Raw genomic sequence first — 22,211 nt, 5'->3', positions numbered from 1 at the left:
TAGATAAAGAAGGTAATTTTGTGAGTGCAAATTTAATCGAGAGTAAGAGTTTTAGAGTCATCTTTACAGCCTTTCTAGCCTTCCTGGGTGGTTATGCGTTTGATAGCCTTGGAATATACCTGCCATGGATGCTTGGACCATTATTCGTCGTGATGATCGCGAAAATGAAGTTAAGGAAGTACTTGTTTTGGTCTAAAACCTTTAGAAGTACTGGATTGGTCATTCTAGGTTTACAACTGGGCAGTTCATTCACGAAACAATCGTTGAATGAGATGATTGAATATCTGCCTGTTATGCTTTTTACGACAATCGCAATCATTTCATTTACAGTGTTGACTGGCTGGTTTGTCGGGAAACGGATGAACTTATCCTTGGGCACATCCATGCTTGGAAGTTTTCCTGGAGGTCTTTCGCAGATGGTGGTCTTAAGTGAGGAAATGAAGGATAGTGATGAAACGGTAGTGGGTTTCATGCAAACACTGCGGGTCATCCTGGTGATATCCATTGTTCCTTGGGTTGTGACTCATGTAATGTCAGTTGAATCAGGTGCGGTAATGGCCGTATCGGAGCGGCCGTTTTTCTTATTTGAATATGATGGGAAATTAGCCATCATGATGTTGTTAACCTTGCTATTATTCATCTTCATCACAAAGAAGGCGAATTTTCCGCTGCCTTTTTTGCTAGGACCTCTCATGGCCGCAGCACTTTTCAATTTAGCAGGCCCAGGTGCCCCGCAGATTCCTGACTTTTGGTTGAATTTGTCGCAATTGTTGATCGGCGCACATTTAGGCTACACACTGAAGGTTGATAATCCCCGACTTTTCAGAAAGATGTTCGGGGTCGTATTCGTCAGTAATGTCCTATTGATTGGATTTTGCTATTATCTTTCCATTCAGTTTGCCCCGATCCTATCATTACAGGCGAACGAATTATTTTTGAGCATGGCGCCAGGCGGCGTCGCCGAAATGGCAGTCACAGCCATGTCTGTGCATGTAGATTTATCCGTTGTAACAAGCTTTCATTTATTCAGGATTTTATTCATTTTATTTTTCCTGTCACCCATCATAAAATGGCTGGTTGGAAGAAGCAAGGGAAAACAAGAACAGGGACAAAGTTAACAGGCTTTGTCCCTTTTTCTTTTCGGAAATACTGAAGTGTGAAAAGAATAAATGCCAGGCGTTATGCGGAATTCACGAGTAAACCGCTGAAACTTACGAGTAAACGCGCATATTCCGGACGTTATGATAAAAGTACGAACGGAACATGCTTGAAATTCCATTCTCGAAAGAATATTGTACCAGAACCATTGAAATGTGCTGTTGAATAAGCTCATGTAGGCGCCAAAGCTGGTAGCTTTTGTGATGATATATTGAAAATTGAATCCGAATAATAAAATAATCCTCACTTTTTTTGAAGTTCATCCGATATAAGGAGGAGATGAGACTTTAAATGAATGGGTGAGTATTATGGATATAACATCAGTTTTGGGCGTAGTTCTCGGTATTGTGGCCATCTTGGTCGGAATGGTGTTGAAAGGCGTTAGTGTAACGGCGTTGATTAACCCGGCAGCTATTTTGATCATTATTGTAGGGACGGTAGCTGCTGTCGTAACGGCTTTCCCTTTGTCGGAATTAAAAAGACTACCAAAAATATTCAAGATTTTATTCTTTGAACAAAAATTGACAAAGCCTGAAGATTTAATAAAGACCTTTTCGGAATGGGCGGTCATTGCCAGGAAAGAAGGCTTGCTGGCATTGGAAAGTATTTCGGATCAAGTGGATAATGCCTTTTTGAAAAATGGCTTGAATCTTGCAGTCGAAGGTCAGAGTGCCGATTATATTCGTGATATTTTAGCGGAGGAAATAGACGCGATGGAAGAACGTCATTTAAGCGCGGCAGCGATTTTCAGTCAAGCCGGTACATACGCACCGACTCTTGGCGTATTGGGTGCGGTAATCGGGCTGATTGCTGCATTGGGGAATATGGCTGACACCGAGGCATTGGGACATGCCATATCAGCCGCTTTCGTCGCAACCTTGATGGGGATTTACACGGGGTATGTGTTATGGCATCCATTTGCCAATAAGCTCAAACGGAAATCGCAGCAGGAAGTCCGAATCAAAGAAATGATGATCGAAGGTATTTTATCGATCATCGAAGGGGAAGCGCCAAGAACGATTGAACAGAAATTAACATCCTATTTGCCTGCTGGAGATCGTAAGAAGTGGTTGGAAGGCGATGTGAGAGAAGATGGCTAGGCGCAAAAAGAAACAAAGGCATGAGGAGCATATCGATGAATCATGGCTGGTTCCCTACGCCGATATCTTAACGTTGCTTCTCGCGCTCTTTATCGTCTTGTTCGCTTCAAGTTCGGTTGATGCAATAAGGTTCCAGCAATTGTCCAATGTATTTAATCAGGTTTTTACAAGCGGAACGGGTTTTATGGATTTCCCAAGTGATTCCCCCAGCAATGAGCCGACGTCACCAGAACAGAGAACAGGTGCAGAAGAACTTGAGAAGCTTGGGAAAAACGAACAAGAAGAACTTATGGAGGTTCAGAAGCGTGTGAATGCCTACATAAAAAAGAATGATTTAACGGATAAATTGGGAACGAACCTTACTGATGAAGGAATGTTGATTTCAATTAGGGAAAACGTGCTGTTCGAATCGGGGGTGGCAGAGGTGAGACGTGAAAACCGAAAAATCGCTAAGGAAATCTCGGATTTATTGGTCATGGACTTACCCAGAAACATTATCGTAAGCGGGCATACCGATAATATTCCGATTAAAAATTACCAATATGAATCCAACTGGGATTTAAGCGTGATGCGATCCGTGAATTTTATGAAACTTCTCCTGGAAAATAAAAAGTTGGATCCCGAAATGTTCAGTGCTAAAGGACATGGGGAATTCAAGCCGGTTACTTCTAATGAAACGAAAAAAGGAAGGGCGAAAAACCGGAGGGTTGAAATTCTAATTGTTCCACGGACAGCGATAAATGAGTGAAAACCTGTCAGGAATGGACGGGTTTTTCTTTTTGAAGGAGAATATATGGAAAGAGAATATAAGAATGTGATGGAAGAAATCGTTGTGACATGGGTGCATGTATTAATGACTGGTATGGAATACCAAACATTTTGTTCGTGCAGGAAATGTAAGAATGACATCATCACATTATCATTGAATAACCTGCCTAATTATTATGTAACAACGGAAGAAGGGCGGAAAAGAATATTTGGAAATTTGAATACAGAAGAAAACAGGAAATGGATCAATAAAAGAATCATCAATGCGATACATGTAGTTGGCCAGTATCCTAAACATTGATCAAAAGGCTGCCATTATCTTTTTTCCGATATTAAAAAAGGTGGACAGCGACCGCCGAAGAGATGGCGGAAATACCTCGAAATATTACTCATAAACAAAAGGGACAACCATTAATTATGTGTTTTATTTATGGTGGCAGAGGGAACATAAATAAAGTACAAAGTAGGTTCATTCGATAAAAATTGAGGAGATGAATGATTATGGGTAAAAATATCGCATGTGTTGTAACGAATATGTTTGAGGACTCGGAGTATAGTGAACCGGCAAAAGCATTCGAGGAAGCAGGCCATAAGGTAACGACGATTGAAATGGTAAAAGGGAAAACGGTTAAAGGGAAACAAGGGGAGGTAGAAGTGGAGATTGATGAAAGCATCGACTCGGTGAAACCGGAAAATTTCGATGCACTATTCATCCCCGGCGGTTTTTCCCCTGATCAACTGCGTGCTGACGAACGCTTCGTAACTTTCGCCAAATCGTTCATGGATGATAAAAAACCAGTATTTGCAATCTGTCATGGACCACAGTTGCTGATTACGGCCAAAACACTTGAAGGGCGCCACGCAACAGGATATACATCCATTAAAGTCGATATGGAGTATGCAGGTGCCACATATTTGGACAAAGAGGTTGTGGTTTGCGGCAACCAGCTTGTAACCAGCAGGACACCTGAAGACCTTCCGGCATTTAACCGGGAATCGCTCAATCTATTGAAATAATGAAAAATCCCGGCAGCTGCCGGGATTTTTCATTTTAAAGGATTCATATACTTCAATCTTTGCAGTAAAATAAAAGGAGAGACCAATTACAAAGGAAGTGTCACGATTGATCGTATTAAAATCTGCACGTGAAATTCAAGCGATGCATGAATCGGGAAAAATTTTGGCAGCTTGTCATAGGGAGATTGCAAAGATGATTGTTCCTGGGGTGACAACATGGGAAATAGAAGAATTTGTTGAAGGATTCTTAAAAAAGCATGGTGCGAAGCCGGAACAAAAGGGTTACAAAGGGTATGAGTATGCGACATGTGCCAGCATAAATGAAGAAATTTGTCATGGTTTCCCTCGTAAGACCCCTTTGAAAAACGGAGATATCGTAACGATTGATATGGTTGTCAATCATAACGGGGCCCTTGCTGACTCTGCTTGGACGTATACGGTCGGTAAGGTTTCAAAGGAAACCGAACATTTAGTGAATGTGACGAAGGAATCTTTATATAAGGCGATTGAAGTATGTGTGGAAGGCAATCGGATTGGAGATATAGGTCATGCCATACAATCTTATGTCGAAGCGGAAGGCTTCTCTGTCGTTCGTGATTTCATCGGACACGGGATAGGAAATGTCATTCATGAAGAGCCGCAGGTTCCGCATTATGGACTGCCGAATAAAGGTCCGCGTCTTAAGGAAGGCATGGTATTCACCATCGAGCCAATGGTAAACGTAGGTACATATAAAGCAAGCCGAGATCCGAATGGATGGACGGCATCCACTGCAGATGGGAAATACTCGGCACAATATGAGCATACAATTGCCATTACGAAAAACGGTCCGCTTATTTTGACCGAACAATGAACATAAAAAACAGCATCGGTCATGATGCTGTTTTTCATTTTAATCGATGGGACGTTCCAATGAATACAAATCTTCTTCAATATTTCCTAATCTGTCCTCAATGACTTTTTGAGCATCTTTAATACCTTCATTATAAATAAAGGGAGCAATATTTTCGAAAATGAACTGCAAATGATTTTCAGCAGCGATTTCACCGATTTCCTTGCCATGTTCCTGATACACATATTCTTGGATGCTTTCGATCATCTTGCGGCGTTTTTCTATGGGAAATTGTATGAACATTGTGCCCTCCTTCATATTTGTTCTAAAAACCATGTAATGAATTGATCCGAATCCAAAGGGAAGACGGGTACTGAAGCATGACTCCTTGTTCGTTCCAGACATTCGGGCCAAGCCACAGCTGCTTTGACATTAGTAAGCCGTTCCAATAACAGGAGGTCACTTTCTTCTTTGATTAAAATGGCCTTAGGAAAGTCCTCTTGCTTATAACCTTCAATTAAAATCACATCAGGGAGAAATAGGCACAGTAATTGAACGAGCTCAGTGATAGGGGCTTTACCCTTGAAATTGCCGAGCAGCTCGATTGTGCCATCTCCTTCAACAAGTGATGCGGCCGCGCCTGCATGAAAGTGTTTATTAGAATCCTTCGTGGCTGTGACATCTGGTTTTCCGCCATGTCCATGATGTTTTAAAACGGCTGTCTCTAATTTTTCTTCGCGAAGCTTTTTGATTATATTCGTTATGAAGGTCGTTTTTCCTCTATTTTGGTAACCAACAACCTGGAAAATAAATGGCTTTACCAAGGCCATTGGCATCCTTCTTGGTCATCGAGAAGCAGGATGTCCACAAAATCCCCAGTTTGGAAACCACGTGTCCCCCCAGGTAAGACTGTCAGTGAATTGGCACCTGCCAAGCTTGTAGTAATATTGGATTTATCCACACCGCTAGGAGTTACCTTCAGCTGGCCGGATTCGTAAAATAATCGGGTCCGAAGCAGACGTGAGAATGGATTGGGTTTTAAGAAGTCTTCTGCCAATTGTGCCGTCTCTTTTCGTAAATGCGGATGCTCCGAAAACAGCATGGTGCGGATGATCGGTCTTGCAAATAGTTCAAAGCCGACATAACTGGCGGATGGATTGCCGGATAAACCGAATAAATATTTGTTATTATATACGGCTACGGTCGTCACGCTTCCGGGGCGCATGGCCACTTTGTTGAATAAGACATCAGCGCCAATTTTTTGATAAATATCCGGGAGAAGATCAAAATCACCGACAGAAACTCCTCCTGTCGTAATGAGCAGATCCACTTCCTTCAAGGCATTGGAAATGGCTTCGTAGCTTAATTCGAATTCATCCTTAAGCTTTCCATAGAAACGGACTTCCCCTCCTGCCCTCCGAATTTGGGCGGAGATCGCATGTGAATTGCTGTTGCGAATTTTGCCGGGCTGCAACGGTTCATTAACATCAAGAAGTTCAGACCCCGTAGCGAATAATCCAACGACAGGCTTAGTGGCAACTGGCACTTCTGCATAACCGAATGTTGCGAGCAAGCCGATGATCCCTGGATTGATCGCTGTTCCTTTTTTCACAAGAACATCGCCTTTCTTTGCATCCTCACCTTGAAAAGAAACGTTTTCGCCTTCCTTAAGAGAGCGTTTAAATGATATGTACTTCTTTCCGTCCTTTTCGAATTCCTTCGTAAGCTCGAGCATGATTACTGCATCACACTCAGCTGGCATCTGAGCTCCAGTCATGATTCTTGCCGCTTGATTTTTTTGAACAGGAATATTCGATACCATACCCGCAGCCAACTCTTCAACCACTTCGAACTCGAGAGGGGTATTTATGGAACCTTCTGCCGTATCCTTGGACCTAAGGGCGAATCCATCATATGGCGAGCGGTTAAAATGCGGAACATCATTTGTAGCTACAATATCTTGAGCCAAAAAACGGTCGTGGCTTTCCTCAAGGGGGATCAGTTCCGTATGTCCTGTTAATTTATGCTTCATCACTTTTTCCACTGCTTCTGCAATACTGATGGGCGTTCTTCTTTCTACCATGCTTACAACTCCTGTCGGTTTTCAAATTCTATATCAAATGTAGCAGGATTTTTTAAAAAATGAAAAAAATCCTCACCGGAATGGGAGGATTTGAATGTTACTTATTACGCAGTCTTCCAAGTTCTTCAGCGATAGCTTCCATTTCACGGACACTGAAATTCGTTTTTTTCATCACCATTGTATAAATATCGTGCAGTTCTTCGTACATCTCAATATCAAAATGGGTCGATTTGATTGCACCGAAGTTCATAACTTTTAATTTATCCTTGATTGCTTCAATCATAAACTCGACACTTTCGGCTGTGTTTTGCGTTAAATCCATTTCCTTCATCCTTTCATACGTTCCTAAATATTTTCATCTTTGCATGATTACCTTGAGAAGTCAATGAATATTCGGGTGGAAAACGAAGCTTGATTCCCGATATACTTGGTCATCTTCACGTTTTAAAGTGAGAGAGTTTGGGAAAAGATAGGAAAAAAAATATTTAAACATTGTATAATGGAGATAGCTACTACTATTATACATCAACTAATATATGACTAGGAGGAGAATATATGAGCAACATTCGTGAAGAATATAAGTGTGCCAAGAAAAGCAAATTTATGCAAGCGGTCTTTATTGGGGCGTTGGCTGGGGCAGCGATAAGCCTTTTTGATAAGGATACGCGTTATTCTGTATTGGAAAATAGTAAAAGCTGCATGGGTAATATGAAAGAATTCATAAAGAATCCCAACGGGGTGCTTACACAAGTACGTGAAACATCATCTAAGGTCCGTTCCACTGTTGAAAAAATTTCCGATGATGTCTCCTTCATTTCCCAAAAGGTGGAGGAAATGAAAGACATTCCTTCACAAGTTGCCCAAGTGGTGATGGAGACGAAGGAAGTTTTTGCTGGAGAGGAAGAAGGGACAACTTCAAGTCACCATGAACGGATTTCCTTAAATTAGAAAATGGGGTGGAGGTATGGCCAATAAAAAAGAATGGCTGAAAGGCTCATTCTTCAAGGCTTTCATAAAACGGTTGCAGGTCGATGATGTGTCTGGTCTTGCCGCACAACTGTCTTATTTCTTTTTACTTTCCCTGTTTCCATTACTTATTTTTTTATTCACTTTATTGGCCTATCTGCCATTTTCCCAAGAAGATATATTAAATACCGTTCGTACATATGCGCCTGACGATTCGATGAGAATCATTGAGGCTAACCTATCGGAAGTGATGGAAGCGAATGGGACTTTATTGTCGTTTGGTGTCATCGGAACGATATGGTCGGCATCGAATGGGATGAATGCAATCATTAAAGCATTTAACCATGCATACGGTGTAAAAGAAAGTCGAACTTTCTTTATTTCCCGGGGAATGTCGATTCTTCTCACTTTAGCGATGATTTTTGTTTTTATTGTCGTTTTATTGCTGCCGGTATTCGGAAAACAGATCGGAGTGTTTTTATTTGCCGAAATTGGACAATCCGATGAATTTCTTACGATTTGGAACCAACTTCGATGGGTGATCAGTACGCTTGTATTTTTAATTGTGTTCACCATCCTTTATTGGATTGCGCCGAACATAAAGCTGAAGTGCATAACCGTACTGCCTGGTGCTATCTTTGCAACGGCAGGATGGAGTCTCGCTTCCTTTTTGTTTTCATTTTATGTGGAGAACTTCGCTAATTATTCAGCAACATATGGAAGTCTTGGAGGAATCATCGTATTAATGGTCTGGTTTTATTTGTCGGGGCTCATAATCATAATGGGTGGGGAAATAAATGCGCTCATTAGTGAAAAGAAAAAACCGGAATGTGGATGATCTTCCTGGAGTTTCCGTAATAGCGGATTATCATGCTGCGGATACTATTCAAGAAATGACAACTTTAGAAGAGGAGGAGTTCTTTCATGAGTAAAAAGGATGGCAGCACAAAGCAAAAAGGGAAAAATAAAGGTTCGAACCATAAAACTTCAGGTTCTGCAAACGGTAAGAACGGATATCACTAAATGAAATAAACATAAAAAAAGGGAGCCTTGGAAGGCTCCTTTTTCATGTTTAGTTTCTCAAAAGTCTTAAGCTGTTCAGTATAACGAGAATTGTACTTCCTTCATGGCCAATGACGCCATATGGGAGGTCTAGAAATTGAAGGAAATTGGATGCTATCAGGATCATGATGACCGAAATTGAAAAGATGACGTTTTGTTTGATGATTCGATTCATCTTCTTGGATAATTTGACTGCTTCCGCAATGCGTGGCAGATCATTCTTCATCAGAACGACATCCGCTGTCTCCAAGGCAACATCCGTGCCTTCACCCATTGCAATTCCAACAGATGCTGTTGCAAGTGCAGGTGCATCATTAATGCCATCCCCAACCATTGCTACAGTGCCAAAATGTTCTTTCAGCTTTTTCACTTCAGTCACTTTGGTTTCAGGTAGACATTCGGCAATATATGCATCTATATGGCTCTCCGAAGCAATCGCTTTAGCCGTTTTTTCCCCATCCCCTGTAAGCATGACGGTATGGATGCCCTCATTTTTCAAGGCTTCGATGGCTGTAACGGTTTCTTCACGCACGACATCTTTCAAAGTGAGTATGCCTGCAATTCCTTGATCATCTTTTGCATAAACGATTGTCTTGCCTTGTTCAGCCAATGTCAGTGCAATGCCATTTTGGAATCGTTCTGCTTCACTGCGACCGACGAAATCAGCCTTTCCGACTTGCCAAAGCACGCCATTGATATAGGCTTGAACCCCATTACCTGAGATATCTTCCATGTTATTTGGTTTAATGATATCCTTTTGCAATTTCGATTTGGCATAACGTACGATCGATGTTGCCAAAGGGTGATTCGAATAATTTTCAACAGATGCAATATGAAATAAGAAGTCATCTTCGTTTAAATCTTCGCGGATAATGACATCGGTTACCTCTGGTTTTCCTTTTGTCAATGTACCGGTTTTATCTAAAGCAATTGCCTGCAGATTACCTAGATTCTCAAGATGGATGCCCCCTTTAAATAAAATGCCATGACGGGCTCCATTTGAAATGGCAGAAAGTGTAGCTGGCATGATAGAGGCCACAAGGGCACAAGGAGAAGCGACAACGAGCAGGATCATCGCTCTGTAGAATGTCTCGGTCCAGCTCCACCCCAATAGGAAATGGGGTATGAACATCATCAGGGCGACAACCGTCAATACTACTTTTACATAGGTTCCTTCAAACCGTTCAATGAACAGCTGGGAAGGGGACTTTTCACTTTGTGCGGATTGAACGAGAGTGATTATTTTTTGAAATAAAGTTTCACTTGCCGGTTTGGTGATTTCCACGGTAATCGTTCCTCGGAGATTGACCGTTCCCGCAAATACTTCATCATCCAATGATTTACTGACTGGTATGGATTCGCCAGTGATGGCGGCCTCATCGATATTGGTACGGCCGTCCGTGATTTTTCCATCTGAAGGGACTCTCTCTCCTGGTTTCACTAAAATTAAATCCCCGATATGCAGTTGTGAAACGGATACGGTTTCTTCATATCCGTTAGTGATGCGCAGTGCTTCTTCCGGCTGTAAGTCCATAAGTGCCGAAATTTCTTTATGGCTTTTATTCATCGTGTATGTTTCAAGGGCACCGCTTAAAGCGAAGATGAAAATCAATATGGCGCCTTCCGTCCAGTATCCGATGACCGCAGAACCGATTGCCGCAAAAATCATCAGCATCTCAACATTCAATTCCCGGTCGGCAATCGTATCTTCTATGCCTTCTTTCGCCTTGGCATATCCGCCAATCAAGAAAGAGGCCAAGTAAATGATTATGGAGGCAGTTTCCATTCCATTCTTTGAAAGAGCCCAGCCCAATACTATAAGTAAACCGCTGAATAATGCAGCAATAAGTTCTAGATGAGGTTTTGCTTTTTCCACCCAAGTGGTTTTGCATGCAGCCGGTTGGGTTAAATGTTTAGTATCTGTAGTCATAAGATTCCCTCCCACATTCTTCACTTTTTTTGTGTAAATGATATAGATTATCATTTGTGTTATATCTAATTGAGAAAGATAATCAACGTCATTTCTCTGGATAAAATATGAAAGCTGCCACCGTAATTGCGATGACAGCAATGTTTTCAAAGGTTTATAAACGTGATGTCCCTTTTGTTATTATTATAATACCACATATCCTATTCAGAAATAAAGAAGAATGATTCTAATCTAGTAAAAAATATAAAGTATTTTCTAACCAATATAAAGTCTATTGAAAAATTGAATAATAAAAGAAGCAGTCAAGATAAAAAATTATACTACATAACGGGAGCAGGCATTTTTTCCTTAAACAAGGCCAATGATATGAAGACAAGGAAAAGCATGATACTTATCATATAGAAAAAACTTCCTCCATCAATGTGTTCTATAACCAGGCCGCCAAAGAATGGACCGCCGATGCTGCCGAGACTAAAGAATATACTGCATAATAAATTCCCGGCAGGCAATAGGTTTCTAGGTAAAAGATCTGCCATATAACTGATTCCCAGCGAGAAAGTCGAACCAACCATCATTCCGCCAAACATAAAACAGATGAATAGGCCAAGCACTGAATAGGAATATATCCCTGCAAGCGTGAATATGGCAAACCCTGATATAAGAATCGTCAGCAAGGTCTTTCGCCGTCCAAAACGGTCACTGACCATCCCCAAGGGAATCTGGGTAAGCAGAGTCCCTGCAGAAAATGCCGGAATGATGATGGATACTGCGGTTAAATCGATTCCGGAGCGCAAAGCGAATACAGGGAAATTGCTATTCAATGAGGCTTCAAGCACGCCAAATGTAAACGGAAGTAAAAAAGCGACCCAGGCTATGCGGCTAACTTTCGTAAACCTTTTGAGTGTGCCAAGGAATGATGTGCTTTCAGAATCATCTTGTTCAGGAAGCTCATTTCTAATAAGGAACACAGTGGACCAAGCCAGAAGGCTAAGTATGGATGTGATGATGAAAGGCAAAGACTGATTGATCTCAAGAAGCTTCGTCATCAGCGGGCCAACCATGAAGCCAAGACTGAAGAAGAGTCCATAAATGGCAAGATTCCTTCCGCGCTTCGCTATTGGTGAAATGGCCGTGATCCAAGTCTGTGTAGCAAAGTGAAGTGTATGATCGCCGATACCAATGAAGAAACGCAGTACGAACCAAAACCAGAATGATTTCCAGACAGGAAATAGGGCAAGTGATACGATGACCGTTAGCCCGCCAAATAATATCAATGGCTTATAGCCGTATTTACGGAGTGGGGCTTCCATAAAAGGAGAAATCAATAGAATTCCGATATAAAGGGAGGCTGCATGAAACCCGTTTTGGGATGAGCTAATTCCTTCATTTTCAAAAATGATGGCAATGATCGGCAGAAGCATCCCTTGAGAAAACCCTGATATGCCGACAATTAAGATTAAAACGCTTAAAAGCAATTTATTATTCATAAAATCATGTCTCCTAAGAAGTGTATACCTTCTTGATGTTACATCTTAGGAAGAGGATTAAGCAATAGAAATTTGGGTAAATATTGTCAAGAAGAGAGGGGATGATAAAATTTTCCTTTGTCATCACCCGAAGATTATGTATGATAGTTTTTGTTACATAAAAAGAACTACAGGATTGTGAGGAGAAGTATCGTGAATAAAATATTTTTGGGGCTTGTCCTGTTAGGCGTCCCTTTATCTGTCATTGGGTCATTATTGCATTGGCCGAGTGTAATCATGTTCATAGTATATTGCTTAACAATCGTGGCGCTGGCAGGCTTCATGGGCCGGGCCACTGAAAGCTTAGCGATCGTTATGGGACCAAGGATTGGCGGTCTCTTGAATGCAACCTTTGGTAATGCAGTAGAATTGATCATATCCATCTTTTCATTAAAGGCGGGGCTAGTGGGTGTCGTGCTGGCGTCTTTGACTGGTTCCGTTTTAGGAAATTTATTGTTGGTAGCAGGACTTTCATTCTTTATCGGAGGGACTAAATACAAACGGCAGAAATTTAATGTATTCGATGCGAGGCATAATGCCGGTCTATTGATTTTTGCAGTAATTGTAGCCTTCGTCATACCGGAAGTATTCACACAAAACATGGGTGAATCAAGCACGATGTCGTTAAGTGTCGGAATTTCCATTATAATGATCATATTATATCTTGCTGCATTATTCTTTAAATTGGTTACACACCGCGGGGTATATCAGCATACAGAGAAACTCGAGGATCATGAAGCGGAAGTACCGGAGTGGAGCAGGAAAAAGGCAATTATAATACTTGCTGCCGCTACATTGGCTGTTGCTTACATATCGGAAAAACTTGTCCATACGTTTAGCGAGGTGGGGGAAGCCTTCGGATGGTCGGAGTTATTCATCGGTGTCATTATCGTAGCGATTGTCGGTAACGCGGCAGAGCATGCTTCCGCCGTCATAATGGCCTATAAAAACAAAATGGATGTCGCTGTGGAGATTGCCGTTGGTTCCACGCTTCAAGTAGCGATGTTCGTTGCTCCTGTACTCGTATTGATTTCGTTAATGTATCCAACGAGTATGCCGCTTGTTTTCACAATGCCAGAACTAATATCAATGGTTACAGCAGTCTTTCTGGTGATCATGATTTCTAATGACGGGGAAACGAACTGGTTTGAAGGGCTTACCTTATTGGCCGCTTACTTCATTATGGGAATTGGATTTTACTTATTATAAGAATGCAGGCCTTCCGATGCGGAAGGTCTTTCTTTTTATAAAATGAAAAAATAAAAATGACTCTGCTCGGGTTAGATTTAGCAGAGTCATTTCTATATTAGTAAATTACCATTCATAAGTTATTCCAAAATTTTTCATCATGCTTTTGAACAAGTTGAGAAAATATTCTAGAGTGTCACACCATCCTTTTACATCAGATTTAAAGGCGAATTCGTTTTCTGTCATCCTTTAAAAGGGTGTCATGGATTGTTCGATAAGCATACCTCCTGAAGGTTTAATAGGTATGAACGATTTCGCCTCCTTTTTATAATGTAAAATAAGTATAACTGATTCGAAGAGAAAAGTAAATATTCTGAACTTTACAAATTCATTACAAAGTTGAAATCGGAATGAAATGTATAGAATGTTGGCTAAAAACAAAATCTATAATCAATATGATTGAACCCCTCAAAGGAGTGCGACAGCATGAAAAGAACTATTATTATTACGATGATTGCCCTAATTGCCTTTATTCAGGCGAATGTAAGTTTTGCAGCTGATATACCGGAAGTCAAAGCAAATCAGAATAAGGTGAATATCCCACCTTCAGTATTGAATATTGCAAAGGAGAATACGTATCCGAACCCGACCCAGGATCTTCCGATGCTGCAGCCGAGTAATCTTGCCAAACAATTGATCGATTCGTCGGATATCAAGATTGAAAACCCAGAACTCATCCAAATGTTGAATGAATCCGCAATTGCAAAAGCCCCGCTTGCTTTTGGATACAGGGCAACCATTTACCTTGGCCATTGGGCCTTGAATTATGAGTCTTCTGAAACGGCACCAAACTGGGAATACCAAAAGATCAATACGAATTACTATGATAATCGCGGCGGTGAAGTTCCCTATAAGATTCGTTATGTCCAGGAAAGTCAGAAGGCAGTGAGTGGCGGTCTGACAGCGAAAATTCCAAAGGCTGAGGATGTTCAAAAGATGATGCTCCTAAAAGCCACTGAAAAAACGAATTTGCCTTTGGCTTTTGAAACGATCATCGGAGCTGGTACGAAAAAAGATCAAGTATATAATGTGGCTTCAAATAGGATTGGTTACTTATCCAGTTTTGCTTCCGCCGTCAATGAAAAAGGCAAGGTCACATATGGGGAAGTATATTTGAATCTAAAAGGAAATAAAAGAACCATTACGATAAAGAACATTACATCACAAGGCATCGGTGCATGGATACCGGTTCAGGACCATGTTTCCTTCAGCTTTACAGTCTCGCAGCAACCAAGGTAAATTGAAAAAACTCGCCGGATTGGCGAGTTTTTCTTCATATGGTTGACTTCCTGATCCTGAAGTCCTCCTTCGGGTAGTAAGCATTTTTGACGAGAACATTCGGGCCTAGACATTTGACTGCCGGGCAGTGGCAGTTCAATTCATTGGCCAGTTTCGAATTCATCCATGTGTCATAGGAATCGGTCAAGGGCTGATCTTTGATATTCCCTAATGTAGGCGCGTCCCCGAAATCGGTCACGATCACTTCCCCAGTGAAAATATTGATGTTCAACCTGGAACGTCCATCAGGGTCATTCCGTACCGTCACTTTATGTGAACCATAAAGGCGTTGAAGCAACTTTATGTCCTCTTTACTGTTATTGCAAGGATAAAATGGCAGGGTACCGAAAAGCATCCAAACATTTTCATCACGGATATCAAGCAAATGATGAATCGCTTCACGCATATTATCCAATGGTAAAGTTTCAAGTGCCGAAGCGAAATCGCTTGGATACATCGGATGAATTTCATGTCTTTGACATCCCATTTCATCGACGATCTGTCTGTGAATATGCTCAAGATGAGGCAATGTCCGTTTATTAAGCATCGTTTCAGCAGATACCAGCACACCAGCTTTTGTCAGGGCACGGGAATTTTCGATCATTTTATCGAATAGTTTCTTTCGCTGTTCCCGAGATGGTTTTCGATCCATCATGGCAAAGCCGATATCAATGAATTCATCGATCGTTCCCCAATTATGGGAAATGTGCAGAACATCCAAATAAGGAATGATTTCCTCATACCGTTCCAAGTCAAGGGTCAAATTGGAATTGATTTGTGTCCGTACCCCGCGGCTGCGGGCATATTTCAATAGAGGCAAAACATAATTCTTCACTTGTTTTCTTGAAAGCATCGGTTCCCCGCCAGTGATGCTGAGCGAGCGGAGCAAAGGGATCTCATCAAGGCGCTGAATCAGTAATTCCAGAGGCAGGGCATCCGGGTCCTTGGGCTGGAGTGTGTAACCGACGGCACAATGCTCACAACGCATATTGCAAAGGGTGGTGGTGGTGAACTCCACATTGGTGAGGCTGAGTTTTCCATATTGTTCAACGTCCATATATGCTTCCCAAGGATCATACTTGGGTGTAATTGGTGTTAAAAGATCTTGCTTGATTATTGACATATTTAAAACTCCTTACGTAATAATGCACTAACCCATTATGAACAATGGGAATAAAAATTGTCAAATGGCGGAGAGCTGTATTTATAGCTTGCCATTGCACTTTCAAGCAGATTTCGTTACGATGAAAGAAGAACGGAAGGAGAGTGCCTCATGGGAAAATCCATTACAGGTAAAAACGAACAATTAACATACTTAAAAGAACGCCTCACGATGTTCATGGAAGTTCTTGATCATATCGAACCGGAAACTGCGGAGTTGGAAGATATAGACCGTTTAATCGGCATGATAGATGATTTGGAAGGCAAAGTGGAACAATTCAAAACCCGGGAAGACTGATATCTGTTTCGATAGTATGACTTTTTCAATGTTAATATTCATGAAGGGATGACGAGAAACCTGCGTCATCTCTTTTTAATATCAAATCTTCCTGGAAATGATTGGTGATGGTATTTGACTTATGGGCTATTTAAGGCGCTTTGATCATTTCTCTCCAAATTGCTATTCATTAAGAAAAATAATTACTTGTTTTCGAAAGATTATGTTAGATGTATAATAAAACGGGTGTTGAATCATTCGCTATTTATAGAGAAGCAGGGAAATGATTAAATCTAAATCTAGGGGAAAATAAGAGGGGGAAGAGAAATTTGGATATTCAAAAATTCCAAGAAAGTATGTACAGTCTTATCGTTGAAACTTCAACGAATCTTCCAAAGGATGTTCGTCGTGCGGTCAAAAGTGCAAAACAACGTGAAAATGCTGGTACTCGTTCTGCATTAAGCTTGGATACCATCACGAATAATATTACAATGGCTGACGACAATGTATCACCGATTTGTCAGGATACTGGTCTGCCGACTTTCAAAATAAAAACTCCAGTTGGCGTGAACCAACTTGAAATAAAAAAAGCAATCCGAAATGCGATCATTTTAGCGACTAAAGGCGGAAAACTTCGTCCAAACGCAGTTGACTCTTTATCGGGTGAAAATAGCGGGGATAACCTTGGGGAAGGTCTTCCCGTCATTAAATTCGATCAATGGGAAAAAGACTATATTGATGTTCGCCTTATCTTAAAAGGCGGCGGCTGTGAAAATAAAAACATCCAATACAGTCTGCCTATGGAACTTGAAGGATTGGGGAAAGCGGGCCGTGATTTGGACGGAATCCGTAAATGTGTACTTCACTCTGTCTACCAAGCACAAGGACAAGGCTGCAGTGCCGGCTTCATCGGCGTTGGTATCGGTGGGGACCGTTCATCCGGATATGATCTGGCAAAGGCTCAACTCTTCCGCAGTAATGAAGATGTGAATCCGAATGAAGACCTTCGTAAACTTGAAGATTACATCATGAAGTCAGCTAATGAATTGGGAATCGGCACGATGGGCTTTGGCGGCGAAACTACACTGCTTGGGTGTAAAATCGGTGTCATGCACCGTATTCCGGCAAGCTTTTTCGTATCCGTTGCTTACAACTGCTGGGCGTTCCGCCGTTTAGGAGTGAAAGTCAATCCTGAAACAGGTGAAATCAATGAGTGGTTGTATCAAGAAGGCGAGAAAATCGACTTTGCTTTAGAAGCAGAAAAAGCAGCCAAGGACGAAGTGGCAGCCGCTGCTGAACCGGACGTTAAAGCTTCCCGTGAAATCACCCTGCAAGCACCAATCACGGAAGAACAAATCCGCGAATTAAAAGTTGGTGACGTAGTTCATATTAACGGCAGAATGTATACAGGCCGTGACGCGATCCACAAGCATTTATCTGAAAATCCTGCACCAATCGACCTGGATGGACAAATCATCTATCATTGTGGCCCGGTTATGCTGAAGGACGAAGAAGGTAAATGGCATGTGAAGGCTGCGGGACCAACGACAAGTATTCGGGAAGAACCATACCAAGGCGATATCATGAAACGATTCGGCATCCGTGCAGTTATCGGTAAAGGCGGAATGGGTCCAAAAACACTAGAGGCACTTAGTGAACACGGCGGCGTTTATCTAAACGCAATCGGCGGGGCTGCTCAATATTATGCAGACTGCATCAAATCCGTCGAAGGTGTGAACTTCACCGAATTTGGTATTCCAGAAGCGATGTGGCATCTGAATGTTGAAGGATTTACTGCCGTAGTTACCATGGATTCACATGGAAACAGCCTGCATAAAGACGTTCAGCAATCTTCGTTGGAAAAATTGGCACAATTCAAAGAACCAGTATTTAAATAATTGTATGGGAAAAGACGCTCACCAAATGGTTGAGCGTCTTTTGCATATCCTACTTTTCGGTTTTCGGCAGTGGATCGATCCTTGAAGCATCCTCTACATTCAATCCACTTTTCACAAAATGAACAAACACTCCGCCACCTAAACCAAGACAACCAACAAAGCCTATAGTGATAACCCATTCCAGCATTTCATTCCCCCCCTTGCTAAATGTATATGAAAAAAAAGGCGATAATTTACTCGAAAAAGTACAATCTTTTGGAACGCTCGCACATACATTAGAAGGGAAAGGGGGGATTTTCATGCAGAATAGCTACATCTTATTCTTTATCGCCATGTTAACCGGCTTTGCTTTCATCCAACTCCCTGTGGCAAATACGATTTTCTCCGGTCTTGAAACATTCCTTGACGTAGTCGGAATTGTTATCGTTCTCATTTTCGCTATCGCCATTATTTGGAAGGCGGCACAAGCGTTATTTAAAGGATAAACAAAGCATGGGGGGCCCATCCTTTTTGGAGGATAGGCCTTTTTTTTGTGGATTTAGGTTTGGCAGGGAAATACCTCTAATATTTTGGCCGTGGTACTAAAATTGGTTCCTGAGCGTAGTGAATTAGACATAGGGTCCAATAATTCGACATTCACAATATCATGCATATAAATCTCCGTGTTCCAAACAATAAGAAAAAAGGACATGGGGGATATTCCAATGAAAAAAAAGGTGATTTTATCCGCTTTAATATGCTTGATATGCTCTTTGGCAAGCCCAGCTTTTGCAGAATCCTATAACTGGGGTTTCAATAAAGGTAAAAATGGGACACCTGCCGATGCAGGTGAAAAATTCAATGAGATGCTGCCTGAATATGAAGCGATTTATAAAGGGGATACAAGGAAAAAAGTCGTTTATTTAACATTTGATAACGGTTATGAAAATGGCTATACGGCCCAGATTTTAGATGTTCTGAAGAAACATGGTGCTCCTGGAGCTTTTTTTGTCACGGGTCATTATTTAAAGACCGCACCTGAGCTTGTTGTCCGTATGGCTAATGAGGGGCATATCGTAGGAAACCATTCATGGAACCATCCGGATATGACCAGTGTGACGGACGATGTGATACGCACGGAGCTTGAGAGGGTAAAAGAAGCAACGGAAAAATTAACGGGGCAAAAAGGAATGAATTACTTAAGGCCGCCTCGTGGGGTATTTAATGAGAGAACGATGAGAGTCGCAAAAAAAGAAGGGTATTACCACATCTTCTGGTCACTGGCATATAAAGACTGGATTGTTGATCAACAAAAGGGTGCCCCGTTCGCACACGATGAAGTGCTTAAGCAGATTCATCCTGGCGCTATTTTATTACTGCATACCGTATCGAAGGATAATGCGGAAGCATTGGACTCGATTCTGACGGATCTTGAAAAACAGGGGTACACATTCAGTAGCCTGGATGCTTTAATGATTGAGAAACAATTGCCGAACCGAATGCTTTATTAAAATGAGAAGCGGGTCCTGTAGTGATAATTCAGGTCCCGCTTTTATCCATTCTCTTTAATTTCAAGTAATATTTCTGGAAACATGCTATAATACGTGGAAAACTGCTAAAGGATTGATCGCTTGTGTGGACAGAAAAATTACAGGTTCAAGGACCCTATAATTTCGATCTAGTTCTCGAACGATTATCGTTAGACCCACTTCAGGTAGTTGATTTTACTAACAGGACGGTAAAAGTTCCGCTATATATAGAAAAAGAACCAATCGTTTTACAGGTTCAGGCAATAGGAAATATCGATGAACCATCCTTTATCATCAAAGGTCATTCAGAGGTTTACAAGTCAAAAGCAATCGAACGGTTAAAAAAGGTTTTTCATTGGCATCAGCCATTAGAAGGCGTTTCCCGGCATTTCCGGGAAACGGATTTAAGTAAAATCTTCGAAGAGCACCGCGGTACTGCCATAGTCTTGGACTTCGATTACTACAGTTGCCTCGTCAAATGCATCATACATCAGCAATTGAACTTATCCTTTGCCCATACGCTCACGGAACGATTCGTTAAAACCTTCGGCTACCAGTTGGAAGGTGCCTGGTTTTACCCGACACCGGAAACAACAGCCCAACTTCAAATCGAACAATTAAGAGCCATACAATTCAGTGGCCGGAAAGCCGAATACGTCATCGGACTTTCAGAGCAAATCATTCAAGGCCATCTCAACCTTGATATAATGGAAAAGCTATCCGATCAAGAGGTTATGGACACACTAATAAAAATACGCGGTATCGGTAGATGGACGGCTGAAAACTTCCTGCTTTTTGGACTTGGCCGGCCGAACCTATTTCCTAAAGCCGATATTGGCATTCAAAATGCCTTGAAAATATTATATGGCTTACCGCAAAAGCCAACCCAAGAAGAAATGGAGTCCTATAGTGTGAAATGGGCCCCATATCTAAGCTACGCTTCCCTCTATTTGTGGAGAAGCATTGAAAAACGGAGTGAAAAGAAATGACAAACATTCAAGATACAAAACTGGAAGTGAATCAAACCCTTCCCCTTACGATTAAACGGCTGGGCATTAACGGGGAGGGAGTCGGTTATTTCAAAAAGAAAGTCGTCTTCGTCCCAGGTGCATTGCCTGGTGAAGAAATTGTAGCTTTGGTCACAAAGGTTCAGCCAAACTTCACCGAGGCGAAAATAAAAACCATCCGTAAAGAATCACCGCATCGCATTGCAGCGCCATGTCCGGTTTACGCTGAATGCGGCGGATGTCAGTTACAGCATTTAAGCTATGCCCAGCAGCTAATTGAAAAACGCGATATCGTCATTCAAGCGATGGAACGTCATTCTGGATTCCCAGTTTCTTCATTAAATGTAAAAGAAACGATCGGCATGGAAGATCCTTGGAATTACCGTAACAAAAGTCAGTACCAAGTCGGCCAAAAAGATGGCAAATTGATTGCTGGCCTTTACGGCTTGAATTCCCACACACTGATCGATATCCCGAATTGCCTTGTACAGCATAAGGCAACAAATAAGGTAACGCGGACAGTGAAAAAGATACTAAAGAACCTGAACATCTCGATTTATAACGAAAGAAAAAGAAAAGGTGTGATCCGTACGGTCATCACACGGGTAGGATTTGAAACAGGTGAAGTGCAGGTTGTCCTCGTTACTGGTGCGGAGGAAATTCCACAAAAAGATCAGTTGCTTAAACAAATTCGTGACCAACTGCCAGAAGTGAAATCGGTCGTTCAAAACATCAACAACCGGAACACATCACTTATCTTTGGCGAAAAAACGATTCACCTGGCAGGCGAAAAAGTCATCAACGAAACATTGGGTGACCTATCATACGAACTATCAGCCCGTACATTCTTCCAGCTTAACCCGGTCCAAACTGTTCGCTTATATGATGAAGTGAAAAAAGCGGCAGCCTTAACCGGCACGGAAAAAGTGGTTGACGCTTATTGCGGTGTCGGGACCATTGGCCTATGGCTGTCCGAAAATGCCAAGGAAGTCAGAGGAATGGACGTCATTAAAGAATCCATTGAGGACGCCAAGAAAAATGCCAAAAAACATAAACGGAACAATGTATACTATGAAACAGGCAAAGCCGAGAATATCCTTCCACGCTGGACCAAAGAAGGCTGGAAACCGGACGTACTGGTCGTCGACCCGCCAAGATCCGGCTGTGATCAATCGTTACTGCAGACAATCTTGAAAGTTAAACCGAAAACCATTGTGTACGTATCATGCAACCCGTCTACATTGGCGAAGGACTTACAAGAACTGGGCTCTTCTTATCGCGTGGAGGCCATGCAGCCTGTGGACATGTTCCCACAGACGAGCCATGTTGAAGTAGTGACCTCATTGAAGCTGATTGAAGAATAACCAGAGTGATCCGGGAATCTGTAAAAGG

At 41.8% G+C, this 22,211-nt stretch carries 24 protein-coding genes; 16 read left to right on the top strand and 8 right to left on the bottom strand.

Annotated features, from left to right (window positions below; translation table 11 throughout):
- The first annotated feature begins 20 nt into the window (after nucleotides 1-20).
- From ACFRAK_RS10295 to map, 6 genes are all read left to right on the top strand, one after another.
- Nucleotides 21-1,118: an AbrB family transcriptional regulator gene (locus ACFRAK_RS10295; protein WP_394571702.1), complete on the top strand. Its 1,098-nt coding sequence runs from the start codon at nucleotides 21-23 to the stop codon at nucleotides 1,116-1,118.
- Between the two features lie 348 nt (nucleotides 1,119-1,466).
- Nucleotides 1,467-2,258 carry a flagellar motor stator protein MotA gene (gene motA / locus ACFRAK_RS10290; RefSeq protein WP_192207760.1) on the top strand — a complete coding sequence of 264 codons (792 nt, stop codon included), beginning with the start codon at nucleotides 1,467-1,469 and terminating at the stop codon, nucleotides 2,256-2,258.
- The gene (motB, locus tag ACFRAK_RS10285; RefSeq protein ID WP_387601928.1) at nucleotides 2,251-3,006 is read left to right on the top strand and encodes a flagellar motor protein MotB; all 756 of its coding nucleotides are present in this window, start codon (nucleotides 2,251-2,253) and stop codon (nucleotides 3,004-3,006) included. Before motA ends, motB begins: the two co-directional genes overlap by 8 nt.
- Before the next feature lie 45 nt (nucleotides 3,007-3,051).
- Complete coding sequence (locus ACFRAK_RS10280) at nucleotides 3,052-3,327, top strand: late competence development ComFB family protein (RefSeq protein WP_394571701.1); 276 nt, start codon at nucleotides 3,052-3,054, stop codon at nucleotides 3,325-3,327.
- A 200-nt stretch (nucleotides 3,328-3,527) separates the two neighbouring features.
- Entirely contained in the window at nucleotides 3,528-4,043 is a 516-nt protein-coding gene (locus ACFRAK_RS10275) for a type 1 glutamine amidotransferase domain-containing protein (RefSeq protein ID WP_387601932.1), read from the top strand.
- Nucleotides 4,044-4,149: 106 nt separating this feature from the next.
- Entirely contained in the window at nucleotides 4,150-4,896 is a 747-nt protein-coding gene (gene map, locus ACFRAK_RS10270) for a type I methionyl aminopeptidase (RefSeq protein WP_387601935.1), read from the top strand.
- 39 nt (nucleotides 4,897-4,935) lie between these two features.
- Here map and ACFRAK_RS10265 read toward each other — a convergent pair whose 3' ends face one another.
- From ACFRAK_RS10265 to ACFRAK_RS10250, 4 genes are all read right to left on the bottom strand, one after another.
- Entirely contained in the window at nucleotides 4,936-5,178 is a 243-nt protein-coding gene (locus ACFRAK_RS10265) for a DUF2164 domain-containing protein (protein ID WP_387601937.1), read from the bottom strand.
- A gap of 11 nt (nucleotides 5,179-5,189) precedes the next feature.
- Entirely contained in the window at nucleotides 5,190-5,705 is a 516-nt protein-coding gene (mobB, locus tag ACFRAK_RS10260) for a molybdopterin-guanine dinucleotide biosynthesis protein B (protein ID WP_387601940.1), read from the bottom strand.
- Nucleotides 5,693-6,958 carry a molybdopterin molybdotransferase MoeA gene (locus ACFRAK_RS10255; protein WP_394571700.1) on the bottom strand — a complete coding sequence of 422 codons (1,266 nt, stop codon included), beginning with the start codon at nucleotides 6,956-6,958 and terminating at the stop codon, nucleotides 5,693-5,695. The genes mobB and ACFRAK_RS10255 overlap by 13 nt, the downstream gene beginning before the upstream one ends.
- A 97-nt stretch (nucleotides 6,959-7,055) precedes the next feature.
- On the bottom strand, nucleotides 7,056-7,280 hold the full coding sequence (locus ACFRAK_RS10250; RefSeq protein ID WP_034305672.1) for a DUF1128 domain-containing protein: 225 nt from the start codon (nucleotides 7,278-7,280) through the stop codon (nucleotides 7,056-7,058).
- Nucleotides 7,281-7,513: 233 nt separating this feature from the next.
- Here ACFRAK_RS10250 and ACFRAK_RS10245 point away from each other — a divergent pair, with 233 nt between their 5' ends.
- Nucleotides 7,514-7,906 carry a YtxH domain-containing protein gene (locus ACFRAK_RS10245; protein WP_387601946.1) on the top strand — a complete coding sequence of 131 codons (393 nt, stop codon included), beginning with the start codon at nucleotides 7,514-7,516 and terminating at the stop codon, nucleotides 7,904-7,906.
- Between the two features lie 16 nt (nucleotides 7,907-7,922).
- Nucleotides 7,923-8,762: a YihY/virulence factor BrkB family protein gene (locus ACFRAK_RS10240; RefSeq protein WP_260286578.1), complete on the top strand. Its 840-nt coding sequence runs from the start codon at nucleotides 7,923-7,925 to the stop codon at nucleotides 8,760-8,762.
- 234 nt (nucleotides 8,763-8,996) lie between these two features.
- Here ACFRAK_RS10240 and ACFRAK_RS10235 read toward each other — a convergent pair whose 3' ends face one another.
- Both ACFRAK_RS10235 and ACFRAK_RS10230 read right to left on the bottom strand, forming a co-directional pair.
- Nucleotides 8,997-10,916 carry a heavy metal translocating P-type ATPase gene (locus tag ACFRAK_RS10235; protein WP_387704380.1) on the bottom strand — a complete coding sequence of 640 codons (1,920 nt, stop codon included), beginning with the start codon at nucleotides 10,914-10,916 and terminating at the stop codon, nucleotides 8,997-8,999.
- A 320-nt stretch (nucleotides 10,917-11,236) separates the two neighbouring features.
- Nucleotides 11,237-12,403, bottom strand: a complete 1,167-nt coding sequence (locus ACFRAK_RS10230) for an MFS transporter (protein WP_394571699.1) — start codon at nucleotides 12,401-12,403, stop codon at nucleotides 11,237-11,239.
- Between the two features lie 189 nt (nucleotides 12,404-12,592).
- Here ACFRAK_RS10230 and cax point away from each other — a divergent pair, with 189 nt between their 5' ends.
- Both cax and ACFRAK_RS10220 read left to right on the top strand, forming a co-directional pair.
- Entirely contained in the window at nucleotides 12,593-13,651 is a 1,059-nt protein-coding gene (cax, locus tag ACFRAK_RS10225; RefSeq protein WP_387602118.1) for a calcium/proton exchanger, read from the top strand.
- Between the two features lie 465 nt (nucleotides 13,652-14,116).
- Entirely contained in the window at nucleotides 14,117-14,929 is an 813-nt protein-coding gene (locus ACFRAK_RS10220) for a YfkD famly protein (protein WP_387601955.1), read from the top strand.
- 34 nt (nucleotides 14,930-14,963) lie between these two features.
- On the opposite strand, the gene yfkAB is transcribed toward ACFRAK_RS10220, so the two are convergent.
- Complete coding sequence (yfkAB, locus tag ACFRAK_RS10215) at nucleotides 14,964-16,091, bottom strand: radical SAM/CxCxxxxC motif protein YfkAB (RefSeq protein ID WP_394571698.1); 1,128 nt, start codon at nucleotides 16,089-16,091, stop codon at nucleotides 14,964-14,966.
- Nucleotides 16,092-16,241: 150 nt separating this feature from the next.
- On the opposite strand from yfkAB, the gene ACFRAK_RS10210 reads away from it, so the two are divergent.
- Nucleotides 16,242-16,427, top strand: coding sequence for an SE1561 family protein (locus ACFRAK_RS10210; RefSeq protein WP_387601961.1), 186 nt, complete (start codon nucleotides 16,242-16,244; stop codon nucleotides 16,425-16,427).
- A gap of 308 nt (nucleotides 16,428-16,735) precedes the next feature.
- A complete protein-coding gene (locus ACFRAK_RS10205) occupies nucleotides 16,736-18,304 on the top strand; it encodes a fumarate hydratase (RefSeq protein ID WP_311202561.1) in 1,569 nt (522 codons plus the stop codon).
- Nucleotides 18,305-18,353: 49 nt separating this feature from the next.
- On the opposite strand, the gene ACFRAK_RS10200 is transcribed toward ACFRAK_RS10205, so the two are convergent.
- Nucleotides 18,354-18,491, bottom strand: coding sequence for a hypothetical protein (locus ACFRAK_RS10200; protein ID WP_387601965.1), 138 nt, complete (start codon nucleotides 18,489-18,491; stop codon nucleotides 18,354-18,356).
- A gap of 112 nt (nucleotides 18,492-18,603) precedes the next feature.
- Here ACFRAK_RS10200 and ACFRAK_RS10195 point away from each other — a divergent pair, with 112 nt between their 5' ends.
- The 4 genes from ACFRAK_RS10195 (at nucleotide 18,604) to rlmD (ending at nucleotide 22,183) form a co-directional block, all read left to right on the top strand.
- Nucleotides 18,604-18,789, top strand: coding sequence for a hypothetical protein (locus ACFRAK_RS10195; protein ID WP_387601968.1), 186 nt, complete (start codon nucleotides 18,604-18,606; stop codon nucleotides 18,787-18,789).
- Between the two features lie 219 nt (nucleotides 18,790-19,008).
- The gene (gene pdaA, locus ACFRAK_RS10190; protein WP_387601971.1) at nucleotides 19,009-19,794 is read left to right on the top strand and encodes a delta-lactam-biosynthetic de-N-acetylase; all 786 of its coding nucleotides are present in this window, start codon (nucleotides 19,009-19,011) and stop codon (nucleotides 19,792-19,794) included.
- A 122-nt stretch (nucleotides 19,795-19,916) separates the two neighbouring features.
- Nucleotides 19,917-20,801, top strand: coding sequence for a DNA-3-methyladenine glycosylase family protein (locus tag ACFRAK_RS10185; RefSeq protein WP_387601974.1), 885 nt, complete (start codon nucleotides 19,917-19,919; stop codon nucleotides 20,799-20,801).
- Nucleotides 20,798-22,183 (top strand): 23S rRNA (uracil(1939)-C(5))-methyltransferase RlmD, encoded by a 1,386-nt coding sequence (rlmD, locus tag ACFRAK_RS10180; protein WP_260286586.1) that lies wholly within the window; start codon nucleotides 20,798-20,800, stop codon nucleotides 22,181-22,183. The genes ACFRAK_RS10185 and rlmD overlap by 4 nt, the downstream gene beginning before the upstream one ends.
- The last annotated feature ends 28 nt before the right edge of the window (nucleotides 22,184-22,211 follow it).

Source organism: Peribacillus sp. NPDC056705, from assembly GCF_043656335.1.
The sequence above is the reverse complement of the archived record's forward strand: the minus strand, read 5'-3'. Positions and strand labels throughout refer to the sequence as shown.

Excerpts from the sequence above, each read along its gene's own strand:
- motA (WP_192207760.1), top strand. The coding sequence starts at position 1,467 with ATGGATATAACATCAGTTTTGGGCGTAGTTCTCGGTATTGTGGCCATC.
- motB (WP_387601928.1), top strand. The coding sequence starts at position 2,251 with ATGGCTAGGCGCAAAAAGAAACAAAGGCATGAGGAGCATATCGATGAA.
- ACFRAK_RS10280 (WP_394571701.1), top strand. The coding sequence starts at position 3,052 with ATGGAAAGAGAATATAAGAATGTGATGGAAGAAATCGTTGTGACATGG.
- ACFRAK_RS10275 (WP_387601932.1), top strand. The coding sequence starts at position 3,528 with ATGGGTAAAAATATCGCATGTGTTGTAACGAATATGTTTGAGGACTCG.
- ACFRAK_RS10265 (WP_387601937.1), bottom strand. The coding sequence starts at position 5,178 with ATGTTCATACAATTTCCCATAGAAAAACGCCGCAAGATGATCGAAAGC.
- mobB (WP_387601940.1), bottom strand. The coding sequence starts at position 5,705 with ATGGCCTTGGTAAAGCCATTTATTTTCCAGGTTGTTGGTTACCAAAAT.
- ACFRAK_RS10255 (WP_394571700.1), bottom strand. The coding sequence starts at position 6,958 with ATGGTAGAAAGAAGAACGCCCATCAGTATTGCAGAAGCAGTGGAAAAA.
- ACFRAK_RS10250 (WP_034305672.1), bottom strand. The coding sequence starts at position 7,280 with ATGGATTTAACGCAAAACACAGCCGAAAGTGTCGAGTTTATGATTGAA.
- ACFRAK_RS10245 (WP_387601946.1), top strand. The coding sequence starts at position 7,514 with ATGAGCAACATTCGTGAAGAATATAAGTGTGCCAAGAAAAGCAAATTT.
- ACFRAK_RS10240 (WP_260286578.1), top strand. The coding sequence starts at position 7,923 with ATGGCCAATAAAAAAGAATGGCTGAAAGGCTCATTCTTCAAGGCTTTC.
- ACFRAK_RS10235 (WP_387704380.1), bottom strand. The coding sequence starts at position 10,916 with ATGACTACAGATACTAAACATTTAACCCAACCGGCTGCATGCAAAACC.
- ACFRAK_RS10230 (WP_394571699.1), bottom strand. The coding sequence starts at position 12,403 with ATGAATAATAAATTGCTTTTAAGCGTTTTAATCTTAATTGTCGGCATA.
- ACFRAK_RS10220 (WP_387601955.1), top strand. The coding sequence starts at position 14,117 with ATGAAAAGAACTATTATTATTACGATGATTGCCCTAATTGCCTTTATT.
- yfkAB (WP_394571698.1), bottom strand. The coding sequence starts at position 16,091 with ATGTCAATAATCAAGCAAGATCTTTTAACACCAATTACACCCAAGTAT.
- ACFRAK_RS10210 (WP_387601961.1), top strand. The coding sequence starts at position 16,242 with ATGGGAAAATCCATTACAGGTAAAAACGAACAATTAACATACTTAAAA.
- ACFRAK_RS10200 (WP_387601965.1), bottom strand. The coding sequence starts at position 18,491 with ATGCTGGAATGGGTTATCACTATAGGCTTTGTTGGTTGTCTTGGTTTA.
- ACFRAK_RS10195 (WP_387601968.1), top strand. The coding sequence starts at position 18,604 with ATGCAGAATAGCTACATCTTATTCTTTATCGCCATGTTAACCGGCTTT.
- pdaA (WP_387601971.1), top strand. The coding sequence starts at position 19,009 with ATGAAAAAAAAGGTGATTTTATCCGCTTTAATATGCTTGATATGCTCT.
- rlmD (WP_260286586.1), top strand. The coding sequence starts at position 20,798 with ATGACAAACATTCAAGATACAAAACTGGAAGTGAATCAAACCCTTCCC.